Source organism: Mycobacterium sp. 23 (assembly GCF_048287075.1).
Classification (GTDB): Bacteria; Actinomycetota; Actinomycetes; order Mycobacteriales; family Mycobacteriaceae; genus Mycobacterium; species Mycobacterium gordonae_B.
This window is the reverse complement of the sequence record NZ_JBLVUX010000005.1, coordinates 4,606,087-4,620,249: the sequence shown is the minus strand read 5'-3', so window position 1 is coordinate 4,620,249 and position 14,163 is coordinate 4,606,087. Positions and strand designations below refer to the sequence as shown.

General features: G+C 67.6%; 16 protein-coding genes. 9 read left to right on the top strand and 7 right to left on the bottom strand.

Annotated features, from left to right (window positions below):
- Positions 1-9 precede the first annotated feature (9 nt).
- Entirely contained in the window at positions 10-1,086 is a 1,077-nt protein-coding gene (gene disA / locus ACNQS7_RS22675; protein ID WP_156452461.1) for a DNA integrity scanning diadenylate cyclase DisA, read from the top strand.
- Here disA and ACNQS7_RS22670 read toward each other — a convergent pair.
- Positions 1,083-1,883: a hypothetical protein gene (locus tag ACNQS7_RS22670; protein WP_418014297.1), complete on the bottom strand. Its 801-nt coding sequence runs from the start codon at positions 1,881-1,883 to the stop codon at positions 1,083-1,085. The two genes, disA and ACNQS7_RS22670, sit on opposite strands and share 4 nt — an antisense overlap.
- 90 nt (positions 1,884-1,973) lie before the next feature.
- Entirely contained in the window at positions 1,974-2,615 is a 642-nt protein-coding gene (locus ACNQS7_RS22665) for a carbonic anhydrase (RefSeq protein WP_418014296.1), read from the bottom strand.
- Here ACNQS7_RS22665 and ACNQS7_RS22660 point away from each other — a divergent pair.
- From ACNQS7_RS22660 to ACNQS7_RS22635, 6 genes are all read left to right on the top strand, one after another.
- On the top strand, positions 2,614-3,528 hold the full coding sequence (locus ACNQS7_RS22660; protein ID WP_418014295.1) for an A/G-specific adenine glycosylase: 915 nt from the start codon (positions 2,614-2,616) through the stop codon (positions 3,526-3,528). The genes ACNQS7_RS22665 and ACNQS7_RS22660 overlap by 2 nt on opposite strands.
- A gap of 186 nt (positions 3,529-3,714) precedes the next feature.
- A complete protein-coding gene (locus ACNQS7_RS22655; protein ID WP_418014294.1) occupies positions 3,715-5,292 on the top strand; it encodes a proton-conducting transporter membrane subunit in 1,578 nt (525 codons plus the stop codon).
- A complete protein-coding gene (locus tag ACNQS7_RS22650) occupies positions 5,289-7,877 on the top strand; it encodes a DUF2309 domain-containing protein (protein WP_418014293.1) in 2,589 nt (862 codons plus the stop codon). The genes ACNQS7_RS22655 and ACNQS7_RS22650 overlap by 4 nt, the downstream gene beginning before the upstream one ends.
- 14 nt (positions 7,878-7,891) lie before the next feature.
- Entirely contained in the window at positions 7,892-8,191 is a 300-nt protein-coding gene (locus ACNQS7_RS22645; protein ID WP_231513242.1) for a P-II family nitrogen regulator, read from the top strand.
- Between the two features lie 25 nt (positions 8,192-8,216).
- Positions 8,217-8,828 carry a carbonic anhydrase gene (locus ACNQS7_RS22640; RefSeq protein WP_418014292.1) on the top strand — a complete coding sequence of 204 codons (612 nt, stop codon included), beginning with the start codon at positions 8,217-8,219 and terminating at the stop codon, positions 8,826-8,828.
- Between the two features lie 61 nt (positions 8,829-8,889).
- Positions 8,890-9,738, top strand: coding sequence for a DUF6671 family protein (locus ACNQS7_RS22635; protein ID WP_418014291.1), 849 nt, complete (start codon positions 8,890-8,892; stop codon positions 9,736-9,738).
- 23 nt (positions 9,739-9,761) lie between these two features.
- On the opposite strand, the gene ACNQS7_RS22630 is transcribed toward ACNQS7_RS22635, so the two are convergent.
- The gene (locus tag ACNQS7_RS22630) at positions 9,762-10,079 is read right to left on the bottom strand and encodes a helix-turn-helix transcriptional regulator (protein WP_055577631.1); all 318 of its coding nucleotides are present in this window, start codon (positions 10,077-10,079) and stop codon (positions 9,762-9,764) included.
- A gap of 133 nt (positions 10,080-10,212) precedes the next feature.
- Positions 10,213-10,986, bottom strand: coding sequence for an alpha/beta fold hydrolase (locus ACNQS7_RS22625; protein ID WP_418014290.1), 774 nt, complete (start codon positions 10,984-10,986; stop codon positions 10,213-10,215).
- Between the two features lie 14 nt (positions 10,987-11,000).
- On the opposite strand from ACNQS7_RS22625, the gene mhuD reads away from it, so the two are divergent.
- Complete coding sequence (gene mhuD / locus ACNQS7_RS22620; RefSeq protein ID WP_310774633.1) at positions 11,001-11,318, top strand: mycobilin-forming heme oxygenase MhuD; 318 nt, start codon at positions 11,001-11,003, stop codon at positions 11,316-11,318.
- On the top strand, positions 11,281-12,660 hold the full coding sequence (locus ACNQS7_RS22615) for a serine hydrolase (protein ID WP_418016109.1): 1,380 nt from the start codon (positions 11,281-11,283) through the stop codon (positions 12,658-12,660). The genes mhuD and ACNQS7_RS22615 overlap by 38 nt, the downstream gene beginning before the upstream one ends.
- Here ACNQS7_RS22615 and ACNQS7_RS22610 read toward each other — a convergent pair whose 3' ends face one another.
- From ACNQS7_RS22610 to ACNQS7_RS22600, 3 genes are read right to left on the bottom strand one after another with little or no spacing between them, the layout of a single operon-like run.
- Positions 12,661-13,197, bottom strand: coding sequence for a histidine phosphatase family protein (locus ACNQS7_RS22610; protein WP_418014289.1), 537 nt, complete (start codon positions 13,195-13,197; stop codon positions 12,661-12,663).
- Complete coding sequence (locus ACNQS7_RS22605; protein ID WP_418014288.1) at positions 13,194-13,940, bottom strand: CbtA family protein; 747 nt, start codon at positions 13,938-13,940, stop codon at positions 13,194-13,196. The genes ACNQS7_RS22610 and ACNQS7_RS22605 overlap by 4 nt, the downstream gene beginning before the upstream one ends.
- A gap of 9 nt (positions 13,941-13,949) precedes the next feature.
- Positions 13,950-14,162 carry a CbtB domain-containing protein gene (locus ACNQS7_RS22600; RefSeq protein WP_418016108.1) on the bottom strand — a complete coding sequence of 71 codons (213 nt, stop codon included), beginning with the start codon at positions 14,160-14,162 and terminating at the stop codon, positions 13,950-13,952.
- Between the last annotated feature and the right edge of the window lies 1 nt (position 14,163).

Below are 14,163 nucleotides of genomic sequence, written 5' to 3'. Positions count from 1 at the left end.
CGTAGCAGAATGCTCGCTGTGACACGTACGACCCTGCGTGAGGCCGTCGCCCGACTGGCTCCGGGCACCGGGCTTCGCGACGGCCTGGAACGCATCCTGCGCGGACGCACCGGCGCCCTGATCGTGCTCGGCCACGACGAGAACGTGGAGGCCATCTGTGACGGCGGCTTTCCGCTCGACGTCCGCTACGCGCCCACCCGGTTGCGCGAGCTTTCAAAGATGGACGGCGCGGTGGTGCTGTCGACCGACGGCAGCCGCATCGTCCGGGCCAACGTGCAGTTGGTGCCGGACCCCTCGATACCCACCGACGAATCCGGCACCCGGCACCGGTCGGCCGAACGGGCGGCCATCCAAACCGGCTACCCGGTGATCTCGGTGAGTCACTCGATGAACATCGTGACCGTCTACGTCGGCGGCGAACGCCACGTCCTGACCGACTCCGCGACCATCCTGTCGCGCGCAAATCAGGCCATCGCGACCCTCGAGCGCTACAAGACCCGGCTCGACGAGGTCAGCCGGCAGCTGTCGCGGGCCGAGATCGAGGACTTCGTGACGCTGCGCGACGTGATGACGGTGGTGCAGCGTCTGGAGTTGGTCCGCCGCATCGGGCTGGCGATCGACTACGACGCCGTCGAGCTGGGCACCGACGGACGCCAGTTGCGGTTGCAGCAGGAGGAGCTGCTGGGCGGCAACGACATCGCCCGGGAGCTGATCGTCCGCGACTATCACGCCAATCCCGACCCGCCGTCCAAGGCGCAGATCGCCGAGACGCTCCACGAACTGGATGGGCTGTCCGACACCGAGCTGCTCGATTTCACCTCGCTGGCCAAGGTGTTCGGCTACCCGACCACGGCCGAGGCACAGGATTCGGCGCTGAGCCCGCGCGGCTATCGCGCGATGGCCGGGATCCCCCGGCTGCAGTTCGCGCACGTCGACCTGCTCGTGCGCGCGTTCGGGACGTTGCAGGGGCTACTGGCCGCCAGCGCCAACGACCTGCAATCCGTCGACGGCATCGGCGCCATGTGGGCCCGCCACGTGCGCGAGGGCCTGTCCCAGCTGGCCGAGTCGACGCTGACGGATCATTAGCCGCCCTGCGCCGGCGGCGCCTCCGGCGGCGGCGCGAGCGCCGGTCCCGGGGCGGGCGCCGGGCCCGGCGGCTGCGGCGGCTGGTTCAGCACAAAGGGCAGCGGCTGCGAGCGCAGGTTACCCAGCTGGACGACCAGGTTGTAGGTGCCCGGCCCGATCGCCGGCCGCGGCAGCGGGCACTTCGGCGCGGAACCCATACCGGTCCAGGTCACCGCGGTAGTGACCTGCTCGCCAGGGGTGAACGTCTTGACCAGGGTCTCATTGGACGGCGCGCAGTCCAGGTTGGACCACAGGCGCTTGTTGTCCAGTGAGTACACGTACGCCGCCAGCACCGCGGCACCCACGTCGCGCTTGCAGGAAACCAGTCCGATGTTGGTCACCACCATGGTGAATTTCGGCTGGTCGCCGATGTAGTACTGGGGCGAGTTGGTGAGTCCCTTGACGGCCAGGGTCGCATCGGGGCAGTCGTCGCCGTCCTTGAGCACCGGCGGCGGTTGCACCGCGGCGGTGGGGGTCGCCGACTCCGGGTTGAGCACGCCCGGAGAAGCACCCGGGGCGGGAGCCTCGGTTTGCCCGGCCGGCTGCTGCGTCGCCGGTGCCTGCGGCGCATTTGAGCCGGGAAGGCTCTGAGCGGAGGCGGGCTTGTCGGCGGGCTTGGCCCCGGCGTTGCTACTGACGAAGGCGATGACGATGGCGACAGCTATCCCGACCACCACAACCGCGATACCCAGGGCTAGTCCCCTGCGCCGCCAGTAGATCTCGGTCGGTAGCGGGCCACGCGGTTCCAGATCCAGCACATTTCCACGGTAGGGCCAGGTCACGCATCTTTGCCTGACCCGGCTCGGCGTGTCGCGTGGTTAGCCGGACTGTCCGAGTGTAAGGAGTCGCTAGACGGCCTGTTCCTGTGGCGCCTGCTCGCCGATGTCGCCGATGTGGTCGACCAGCTCCGCCCTACCCTCGGCGAGCTGATACGTGACGCCGGCGAGCGCCAGCGTGCCGTCGGCAACACGGTCCGCGATCGTCGAGGAACGGGCCGCGAGTTGCTTGAGCGTCTCACTCACATGCCGTTCCTCGAACTCGTCGACACGACTCAACCCGTCGCGCCGGCCGGCCAGCACCGACGGAACCACGCGTTCCACCACGTCGCGGACGAAGCCGCCCGGGATCGCGCCGTTGTCCAGGGCGTCGATGGTCGCCTTCACGGCCCCGCAGCTGTTGTGGCCGAGTACGACGATCAGCGGGACGTTGAGTACTGCGACCGCGTACTCGATGGATCCGAGCACCGCCGAGTCGATGGCCTGCCCCGCGGTACGGACCACGAAGACGTCGCCGAGGCCTTGGTCGAAGATGAGTTCGGCGGCCACCCGGCTGTCGGCACAACCGAAGATTACGGCGGTCGGCTTCTGGCCGCCGGCCAGACTGGCTCGGTGGTCGATGCTCTGGCTCGGGTGGGCGGGCTTGCCGGCGACGAATCGCTCGTTACCCTCTTTGAGTGCTTTCCAGGCGCTTATCGGGTTGCTGTTGGGCATGTCAGCCATTCTGCCGGAACTGCCCGGGTCAAGCCCAGTGAACATATCGGTCACCAATCTTGTCGCTTGGTACGAGCGGTCGCGTCGGGACCTGCCCTGGCGTGAGCCGGGAGTCAGCGCCTGGCAGATCATGGTCAGCGAATTCATGCTGCAGCAGACGCCGGTATCCCGGGTGCTGCCGATCTGGACCGAGTGGGTGCGCCGCTGGCCCACCCCGTCGGCGACGGCGGCGGCCAGCGCCGCCGACGTGCTGCGGGCCTGGGGAAAGCTGGGCTATCCCCGGCGGGCGAAGCGCTTGCACGAGTGCGCCGTCGTCATCGCCCGCGAGCACGGCGACATCGTCCCCGACGACGTGGACACGTTGCTGACGCTGCCGGGTGTCGGTAGCTACACCGCCCGGGCGGTGGCCTGCTTCGCATATCGCCAGCGAGTTCCAGTGGTGGACACCAATGTTCGGCGCGTGGTGGCCCGCGCCATTCACGGGCGGGCCGACGCGGGCAACCCGTCGGTCACCCGCGATCATGCCGATGTCGAAGCTCTGCTGCCCAATGATGCTGTCGCTCCTACGTTTTCGATCGCACTGATGGAGCTTGGCGCGACGGTATGCACGTCGCGCACACCCAAGTGCGGCCTGTGTCCGCTGCCGGCCTGCGCGTGGCGCGACGCGGGGTCTCCGGCCGGCGACACGCCGCCACGGCGGGCGCAGTCTTATGCCGGCACCGACCGGCAGGTTCGCGGTCGGTTGCTAGATGTGTTGCGCGACAACAACTCTCCGGTCACCCGAGCACAGTTGGACGTGGCGTGGCTGACCGATACCGCACAGCGCGATCGCGCTCTGTATTCGCTGCTTGTCGACGGCCTGGTCACCCAGACGGCGGACGGGCGATTTGCGTTGGCGGGCGAGGGACAGTAGCCCAGTCGGCGTCACAGCAGCGACGTCCGGCCGTCAACATGCCTGGCTTTACCCGGATCTCGCGCACCCGCGTAGACCGTTACATGAAATATATTTCGTGATGTTTGACAGACGTATTTTGTCTCACGTAATCTGCATCGCATGTACCCCAGACATCTGATAGCCACGAAGGGCGGTGGCTGACCAATGACCGCCGTCCTCCTCACCGTTCTGATTGCGCCTCTGCTCGCATCCGTCACCGCCCTGCTGGCCGGTGACCGGCATCCCCGGCTGGTCGGCCGATTCGGCGCCGCGACCGCCGCTTCGGGACTGGTCGCGGCCGCTGCATTGAGCGTTCAGGTAGTGCTGCACGGGCCGATACACGCCTCGCTGCGTACCGACCACGGCACCCTCATCGGCGAGGTGAGCGCCGGGCGGCTCAGCGCCCTGCTTCTGGTGCTGGTGTACGGAGTGAGCACGGTCGTTCAACTGTTCGCCCTGCGCTACCTCGCCTGCGACCGCCGGTCGGGCTGGTTCACCGCCGGGACCGGACTGCTCACCACCGCGTCCGCGGGCCTGATGATTTCGGGAACTCTGATCGCTTTGGCCCTCTGCTGGACGTTGGCCGGGACAGCGTTGTGCCTGCTCCTTGCGACTTACTGGGAATTGCCGGCCGCCCGCGACGGCGTGCGACGGACCGCAACCGCGTTCGCGGCGGGCGATCTCGCGCTGTGGTCGGCGGTCGGACTGGTGACCGCGCAGTGGGGCAATCGAAGCCTGTCCGAGTTGACCGTCAGCACAGACGCGTCACCGACGATGCTGGTCGCCGCGGTACTGATCGTGGTGGCTGCGCTGTCGCGGTCCGCGCAGATTCCGTTTCACCGCTGGTTGCCGGCCACCCTCGCGGCACCCACCCCGGTGTCGGCCTTGCTGCACGCCGGTGTGGTCAACGCCGGGGGTGTGCTGCTGGTCCGGTTGAGCCCGATCGTGAGCGGATCGGCGCCGGCTATGGGTATAGCGTTCACCGCCGGCATGCTGAGCATGGTCTACGGGGCCCTGGTCATGCTCACCAAGTCCGACATCAAGGGCTCGTTGGCATATTCGACGATGGCCCAAATGGGCTTCATGATCTTGACCTGTGGCTTGGGCCTGTCCGCCGCGGCGGTCTTCCACCTGGTCGGTCATGGCTTCTACAAGGCCACGCTCTTCCTGTCCTCAGGCTCGGCGATCGCCAAGCGGCGCCAGAAGGCCGCTCGCCCACCCGCGCCGCCGCTGAGCCCTACCCGACGTGCAGCGGTACTCGTCACTGCGATGCTGGTGCCCGCGGCCGCACTGTACGCAGCCGACGCCGTGATGCCGTTGCACACCGCGGAGCACGGTTCGGCAGAGGCGCTGGTGATCTTCACCTGGGCCACCGCCGCGGCGGCACTGATGGGCTGGCTGGCGCGATCACCCCATTGGCCGGCAGTCTTCGCCGCCGGTGTGGCGCTGCTCGGCGCGGGCGTCGGCTACCTGGCGCTGGTCAACCTGGTGACCGGGTTCCTGTCTCCCGATCTGCCGCCGGTCGCCGTGCCATCGGCCTCTTCGTTGGGCATCGCCGCAGCGGCGGTCGTACTCGGCGCCCTGGCCCTGCTGCGCCAAGCTCCCCCGGATGGCTGGGCCGGCCGTCTGCAGCGTGCCCTCTACACCAAAGCGCTGGTAGCAGGACATGTCTCAGCGATACGCCCACAGCAGATCCCCACCCCGACCCACTTGACCGCACAGCTGACAGGAGCGCACCGATGACCATCGTCGCTGAACACGTCTCGATCGACGCGCTGCGTGCCCAGCTACGCAGCGAGGTGAATCTGGCCGCGCGGGTGGTTCCCACCCACTACCCGCTGGAGACCTTCATCGCCGTCAACCCGCTGGCCGGACTGGAAGGTATGCCCTTCGAGCAGGCGGTGCTGCGCGCCGGTGACCTCTACGGTGTCGCGGGACTGCTCGATGAGACCGCCTACCGCGACCTTTACCACCGCGGGCGGATCACCGACGCCGACCTCGAATCGGCACTGCGGCTGCGTTACCCCACCCTGCTGGACGGAGAATCCATCCAGCTGGGTGCCCGGCGCGTGACACCTGCCGAGTTGTTGCGCGACGACCTGCTCAACGGCCTCGTCGCGCCCAAGCCGGTGCGCCGCAACAAGATGCGCAGTGAGCAACTCGCACCGCAGGTAGCCGCGGAGGTGGACGCTCAAGCCGCCAAATGGAGTACGGCATTCTTCGGATCGCCCGCGGCGGCTTGGCCGATGCCCGCGCGTGAACGAGGCTTCTTCCACGCCTGGCGGACTCTGGCGGCCGGCGATCAGAAATTGAGACGAAAAGTCCGCACCGCCTTGCGCGAGGTGCCCGAACGAGCCGACGACGCTGCGCTGCAGGCGCTGCGGCAACTGGGCGTCACCGAGGACGAACGCATCACCTACCTGCAGGCACATCTGACCCGCCTTCCCGGTTGGGCGGCGTACGTCCGTTGGTATGCCGAGCGGATGGTCGGTGCGGACCTCCTCGACTACCTGGCCCTGCGTCTGACCTATGAAGCATTGCTGCTGCCTGACAACGCTTCTGAGCCGGCCGCCGAGGTCGACGCCATCGACCGCCCAGCCATCGCCTCCGCGGAGCAGCGGGCAGCGGATCTCGCGCGGATCTGGGGCCTGAAGGAGTTGAGTGACGATGAGCTGGCTCCGGCCGCAAGGATATTGGCAGCTCTTCCGGTCACGACCCGGCCGGTGGTTTGGCAACAGGCCTACGAGGCGCACTACCGCGACGCACTGCTGAAGTCCTTGAGCGGCAGCACTGCGCAGGGGTGCCACGGGCGGCCGCACACCCAACTTGTGTGCTGCATCGACGCTAGGTCGGAAGGCCTGCGCCGGCGCATCGAAACCAAGGGTGGATACGAAACCCTCGGCTTTGCAGGGTTTTTCGCGGTCGCCATCCGGTTCACCGACCTGGTCGGCGGGGCGCCCAACGAGCTGTGCCCGGTTCTGATTCGTCCCCAGCACGAAGTCCGCGAAAGCCCGGCTCCCGAAGGTGTGCGTGCGGCCAAGCGGCTACGAGACGGCAGTGTCGTCATGGCCGGCGCCGAGGCCGCCTTCAACACCGCCAAGCAGGCACTGCTGGCGCCGTTCACCCTGGCCGAGGCCTCTGGCTGGGCCGCCGGTCCATGGGCTGCCGCAAAGACGCTGAGCCCGAAAGCCAGCGGCACCCTGCGCCGGCGCCTACGCGACCGGCTGGCCCCGCCCGCACCCACCATTCTCTCCGTCAACGACAGCGTCGATCTGGCACAACGGGCCCTCTACGCTCAAGTGGCGCTCACCACCATGGGCCTCACCAGCGGATTCGCCCGGCTGGTAGTGATGTGCGGACACGGCAGCACCACCGAGAACAACCCCTACCAGGCTGCGCTGGACTGCGGGGCGTGCGGCGGGCAACCGGGTGGCCCCAACGCGCGAACCGCGGTCGCCATCCTCAACAACGCCGACGTCCGTACGGAGTTGCGCGATATGGGGATCTCGATTCCAGAAGACACCTGGTTCGTCGCCGCTCTGCACGACACGGCCACGGACCGGGTTTGTGTCCTGGACGAGCACCTGGTCCCGGCGAGTCATGTGGCGGACCTGCGCCGGCTGAGCGCCGATCTCGAGGTGGCCGGTGCGGAGTTGGCCGCCGAGCGCTGCGCCGTCCTACCCGGCGGGCCGGCCCGGCCGGACCCGACGCGGGCAGCGCGGCACGTCGCCAACCGCTCCGCCGACTGGGCCCAGGTCTTTCCCGAATGGGGGCTGGCAGGCAACGCTGCCTTCATCGTCGGGCCCCGCGACCTCAGCAGCGGCCTCGACCTGGGGCGACGGACCTTCCTGCACTCCTACGAAGCTGACGTCGACCCGGACGGCAGCGCGTTGGAGACGATCCTGACCGCGCCCATGGTCGTGGCCCAATGGATCAGTTGTCAGTACTACTTCTCGACAGTTGCGCCGGAGTTGTTCGGAGCGGGGACCAAGACGGTCCACAACGTGGTCGCCGGCGTGGGCGTACTCGCCGGCCACGGCGGTGACCTGCAGCTGGGGCTACCTCGCCAATCGGTTACCGACGGTCAGACGTTCGGGCACGAGCCGATGCGCCTGCTGACCGTCGTCGAGGCCCCGCTCGAGCGGATCGACATGATCGTCGACCGCAACCCCGTCCTCCAGCATCTGTTCGGAAACGACTGGGTAGCCCTCGCGGCCCGCGAAAAGCCCGGAGACGACTGGCAGCGCTGGACTCGCAACGGGTGGCGGAGCTGGGAATCGGGAGTCGAAAAGCACAACGCAACTGAGGAGGTATTGCCATGCCACTGAATGGCCTGACAAAAATGACGAAAATCGAAGTGGTGGTGGGCGGCGATCACGCGTCCGCGGTTCGCGACCAATTCCACAGCGCAGGCGCCACCGGGTTCACCAGTGTCTCGGGCGTCTCTGGGCTCGGGCATCACGGCTATCACCAGGGCCGGCTGCTCTTCAACCAGCAAGCGGCACTCGAAATGCTCATCACCGTCGTGCCGGACACCAAGTCAGAGGCACTGGTAGCCGGATTACGACGGCTTCTCGAGGGTTCGCCGGGGGTCATGTTCGTGACCGACACCTACGTCAGCCGGCCCGAGTACTTCAGCTGAAACCAACCACAGAAAGGTAACGATAATGTCCAACCCCACTGCCGCCTGGCAGGGCCTGCAAGCCGGAAATCAGCACTTCCACAACACCTTGCGCAAGCAGCACAGCGTCGCCAACGGGCAGCCGCCCGCCGCCGTCGTGTTCCGCTCCTCGGATTCCGACGTGCCGAGCCAGGTGGTGTTCGGTCAGGGCTGGGGCTCGATCATCGACATCAGCAACTGGGGACACGTCATCGACACCGGCGTGCTGGCGACCCTCGAGCACGCCGTCGGCACCCTCAAGACGCCGCTGATCGTCATCCTCGGCCACTCGGACTCCAGCGCCATGCAGACGGCCCTCGATGCCTGGAACAACGCCAACTTCCCCGACGGCGCCACGCGTGCCGTCGTCGAACAGGCGGTTTCCTCCCTGGCCCGCACAGACGCCGGCATCAATACCGCCGACGATCTGACGGCCGCTCACGTGGCGCACGTCGGGGTGTCGCTGCTGCACAAATCGCCGCTGGTCGCCAAGGCGGTCGACAGCGGACGGTGCGCGATCGTCGCCGCCCTGCTCGACCGTGCTGACGGTCGGGTGCAGGTCTGCGGGACCATCGGGCAGGTTTCCGACAACGAGACACCGTTGCTGCGGGTCGTGTGAGAAGTGCGAGCTGCCGGGCCCGGCGGATTCCGCCGGGCCCGGCCGCCTGCTGGGACCTCTGATGAACGCACCCATTGACTCCTACGCCGGGACGGTGATCGCGATGGGCACCATGCACGGCAAAGAGCGGCAGGTGGCGCCGGCCTTCGCCGCAGAGATCGGTGCCCGGGTGATCGCCCCGCCAGGCATCGACACCGACCAGTTCGGCACCTTTGCCGGTGAAATCACCAGGACGCTGGCGCCGGTGGCAGCGGCCTCGGCAAAGGCCAGGTTGGCCATGAGCGCGGCCGGAGTGCCCTACGGAGTGGCCAGCGAAGCCAGCTACGACAGGTGGTACGGCATGCTGGCCGTGCACCAGGAGATCCTGGTGTTCGTCGACGACACCCGGGGCATTCAACTGGTGGAAGGTGTGAACATCCCGCGTACTCCCGGCTCGCCGAAATTGGTCATGAGCGGCCATGAAGCCGTCGACGCCGCGCGACGCTTCGGGTTCCCCGAGCAGGGAGCGGTCGTCAAAGCCACCGTCGAGGGGAATACGCGCGTTTTCGGCAAGGGACTGACGGATGCGTTCGCTCTCGTCGAGATCGTCGACAACGCCGTGGCGGCCGCAGACAACCGGTGCGCCCTGCTGGAACCCGACCTCCGGGCACATCACAACCCGGGGCGCCGGGAAGTCCTGTCCGCCTTGGCCAATCGACTGGCCGGCCGGCTCGCCACCCCGTGCCCAGGGTGCATGTCCCCTGGATACGGGCGGGTCGCGGTCCGCGAAGGGTTACCGTGCCGAGCATGCGGGTCGCCCACCACACTCGTCGCGGCCGACATACTCGGCTGCCCGGCGTGTGACCACCACAGCGAGGAAACCCGCGGCGGGCTGGCGGAGCCACGCTACTGCCCGGAATGCAACCCCTGACCGCAATCGGTTCCAGCGCCAGATCAGGAGAGCGCGGTGACCAACTCACCGACGGTGTGGTTGGCTTCGAGTGGGTGTCGCAGCCTGCCTTCGGGGTTTACTTCGTAGACGTTGCGGCGGCCGACCTTCGACTTGATCAGGTAACCCTCGGCGGTCAGGTCGGTCAAGATGGCCTGTACCGAGCGCTCGGTGATACCGACCCGCAGGGCCAACTCGCGCGCCGTCAGCTCTTCGCCGGAGGAGATGCATATCAGGACATGAGCGTGGTTGGTCAGAAACGTCCAGCTTCGGTCCTGCGGTTCGAGCACAGGCGGAGCGACTCCCCTGCGCTTTCCGGCCACAGACTTCCCGGCAACAGCCACCGCTCGATGATACCCATGCCTGATTCACGTAAACGGCTTCGCCAATTCACCCGCGCGTCGGAACCGGCTTGAACCGCTCGGCTGTCGACGGCGCCGACCGTAGCGCTGGGAGTTACCGCTTTTCGCCGGCCAGGAAGGATTCCACGGCCTGCCGGTATGCCTCGGGCGCCTCGTCGTGCACCAGGTGGCCGGCCTCCGGGACCGCTAGATACGTTGTCGGGAAATCCCTTTGCGCCATCTGACGCATCTGGCCCGGCGGCGTGACGGTGTTGCCCGCCTCGATCAGCAGTGCCGGCGCGTATACGCCGCGCCACTGCGCCCAGTAGTCGCGGGTGCCCCACTCCGCGGCGATCTCAATCCATCGCTGGGGGTGCCCGTGCAGGCGCCAGCCCGTGTCGGTACGGTCGAACGCCTCCAGGAAGTACTGGCCGGCGACCGGACCGAATTCGGCGAATACCCTTTCGGCAGAATCGAATTCAACCGGCAGCGCGTGCAGCCACGGCTCCCACGGCCCGGTGGTCCGCCCGACGAAATCCGGGGCCATGTCCTCCACCACCAGCGCGCTCACCAGTTCCGGCCGCTCGGCGGCCAGACACCATGAGTGCAGGCCGCCCATCGAATGCCCGATCAGGACGACCTGGGCGTTCAGCGAGCCGACCGCGTCGCCGAGATCGGCGACGAACCGTTCGGTGCTGATCGGGTAGGGGTCGTCGACGTCCCGCCCCCGGTGCCAGGGGGCGTCGTATGTGTAGACCGCGCCCAGCCGGGTGAGCCACGGCAGCTGTCGCGGCCAGGTGGTGCCGCGTCCCATCAGTCCGTGTACCAGAACCAGCGGCCTGCCCGCTCCGCCGCGGTGGGTCAGCAGATCGGCGGCCATGTTCGGCACGGTAGCCTAGCCACATGCCAGTGGTGAAAATCAACGCAATCTCGGTGCCCGCCGGCGCTGGCCCCGAACTGGAAAAACGCTTCGCTCATCGCGCGCACGCGGTGGACAACCAGCCCGGATTCCTCGGCTTTCAGCTGCTGCGTCCGGTCAAAGGTGAAGACCGCTACTTTGTGGTGACACAGTGGGAGTCTGATGAAGCGTTCCAGGCCTGGGCGAACGGGCCCGCGAGAGAAGCCCATGCAGGAGAGCGTGCCAACCCTGTGGCCAGCGGTGCGTCCCTACTGGAATTCGAGGTTGTGCTCGACGTTGCCGGGACCACCGAGGCTGGGTAGGCGGCGCGCGGCGCCGCGCCGGGCGCTGGCGTTGAGCGCCGCTGCCGCGCTCGTGGTGACGCTCACTCCGGGGTGCTCCTCCTCACCCACTCCGTCGGCGAACGCGGCGAACGTGGGGCACCGAATCGACACCAGCACCCCACCGGGTCTGCGGGCCCAGCAGACCATGGACATGCTGAACTCCGAGTGGCCTATCGGCCCGGACGGCGTGCGCACGCTGGCCACCGCCGACAAGGTCGAATCCGTGGAAGCCTCCATGGAGAGCCTGTGGTGGGACCGGCCGTTCACCCTGGATTCGGTATTCCTCGGGGCCAACGTGGCGACGCTGCAACTGATCTCCTCTTACGGCGCGCGCCAGGACATCCGGATCCACACCGGCGATACCGGCGAGGTCGACCGGTTCGAAGTCGACACCCAACCGCCACCGCCGATCAACAACTGGTCGGACGTGGACGCGGTGCTGAGTAAGACCGGCGCCCGGTATTCCTATCAGGTGGCCAGGGTCGACAACGGTCAATGCGACCGGGTGGCGGGCGCCAACACCGCCCAACCCCTGCCGTTGGCATCCATTTTCAAGCTGTACGTACTACACGCCGTCGCGACCGCGGTCACGAACGGCAAGGTCTCCTGGGACGACCAGTTGACGGTGACCGCCAAGGGCAAGGCCGTCGGTTCCTCGGGCCTGGAACTGGCGGTGGGCGACCATGTTTCGGTGCGCAAGGCCGCCGAGAAGATGATCGCCACCAGTGACAACATGGCCACTGACATGTTGATCGAGCGAGTGGGAACACGCGCCATCGAGCAAGCCCTGGCCAGCGCAGGGCACCACGATCCGGCCAGCATGACGCCATTCCCCACCATGTACGAGTTGTTCTCGATCGGCTGGGGACAGCCGGACGTGCGTGAGCAGTGGAAGAACGCCACCCAGCAGGAACGGGCCGCGCTACTGGCGCAGGCGAATTCGACTGAGTACAAGCCCGATCCATTTCGCGCGCATACGCCCGCCTCGGCCTACGGCGCCGAGTGGTATGGCAACGCCGAGGACATCTGCCGGGTTCACGTGGCATTGCAGTCCGACGCCGTGGGCGCGGCCGCGCCGGTGCGGCAGATCCTGTCCGCGGTAGCCGGCATCCGCTTGGACCCCAACGTGTGGCCGTACATCGGCGCGAAAGCCGGCGGGCTGCCCGGGGATCTGACGTTCAGCTGGTATGCGGTCGACAAGACCGGCCAGCCCTGGGTGGTCAGTTTCCAGTTGAACTGGCCGCACGACCACGGGCCGACGGTGACCAGCTGGATGCTGAAGGTCGCCCAGCAGGTCTTCGCGCTGGTGGCGCCCCGCTGACTAGACTCGCAGGGTCCAGACCCCGCCCCGGCGATGCAGCACGGTATGGCCGGCGGGGGCAACATCGATGCGCCAGAACGATTTCGGTGGTGCGCTCAGGGCCACCAGGATCGCCGCTCGGATGACCGCGGGGTGAGTGACTGCTACCGTCCGGACCGCGTCGTCCAGCTGCTGCAGCCAACCGGCGACCCGCTCGACCAGTTCGACGATCGATTCCCCGCCGTGCGGCGCCGCGGCCGGTTCGGTCAGCCAGTCCCGCAGGCCTGCGGGCGGAATGTTCTGCAGCTCTTGGCCGCGCCACTGTCCGCAGTCCAGGTCGGCCAGCCGGGGCTCGACGAAGGCATGCAGACCAAGCAGCTCCGCGGTTTCGCGCGTCCGCAGTTCGGGCCCGGCGAAGGCCCGCTCAGCGGTGACCGGACCCCCGGCCTGACGGCGACCGATCTCGCTGAGCGATTCGTCGACCGGGAAACGCCCCGCCGACATCGCGTCCGTCATCGCGTGCGAAATCAGCGTCAGCCGGGCGGTGGGCCGGGTCACGCCGCTACGCTCTGCGCCCTTGTTCCCTCACCCAGGAGCCGGCCGGCCAGCACCGCGAACACCAACCCCATGCCAGTCCACATCACCAGCTGGGTGCCCAGCGATACCAGCCTGAATTCATAGAGGTCGTCGGCGGGAAAGCCGGGCGGCACCTCGGCGACGTTCGGCAAGGCCAGCGCGACGGCCGCTGCCGCGAGCACATAGGCACCAGCCGCGAGCAGCCTGGCAGTGAACTCACCGAAGCGCGCCACCAGAATCCGGGCCAGCCAGACGGCGCCGATCGCCAGCCCCACCGAAGCCAGCACCATCACCACGAACCACAGGGTGCGCGACCCGATGGTGTCCGCCTGCCCCACCGCAGGCGGATTGGGCGGGTACTTCAGGAACGGCAACAGATATACCGCGACAAACGCCGCGGCCGCCAACTGCAGTGAAAGCGACTGCGGCGCAACGCGTCCCGCTTTCGGGTAGTACACGCAGAACACCACCGCGAACAATGCGCCCACCGCGATGCCGAAGATCAGCACGCCGAAACCCAGACCGGCGTTGCCCTGGACACCGCGCGAGAACAGCTCCGCGCCGTGCTCGTGCACACCCTGAGCGTGCGCGGCTTCGACACGGCCTGCTTCGAACTCGATGGCACGGCCGATGACCGGCTCGGCGAATAGTCGGCCGAACACAAACGCCAGCACTGCACCGACCGCACCCGCCAGCACACCGCGCGCTATCAGACGCTTCTCCACGGCTGTGGGTCAGTGGCAGGGGAAGCCGAGCAAATGCCTTGCGTCGTGGAAGAACTCGTGCACGTGGGTGTCGCTGCCGAACAGCGACAAGGCGCCCTGGTCGATGCCGACGAAGTAGATCGCCAAGAGTGCCAGGAACGCTGTCGCCGCGAACCACATCGCCGCATTGGCAGCCGAGAGGTCAACCGACCCGACCCGCGTCGTCTCAGAACTCGCCACGATC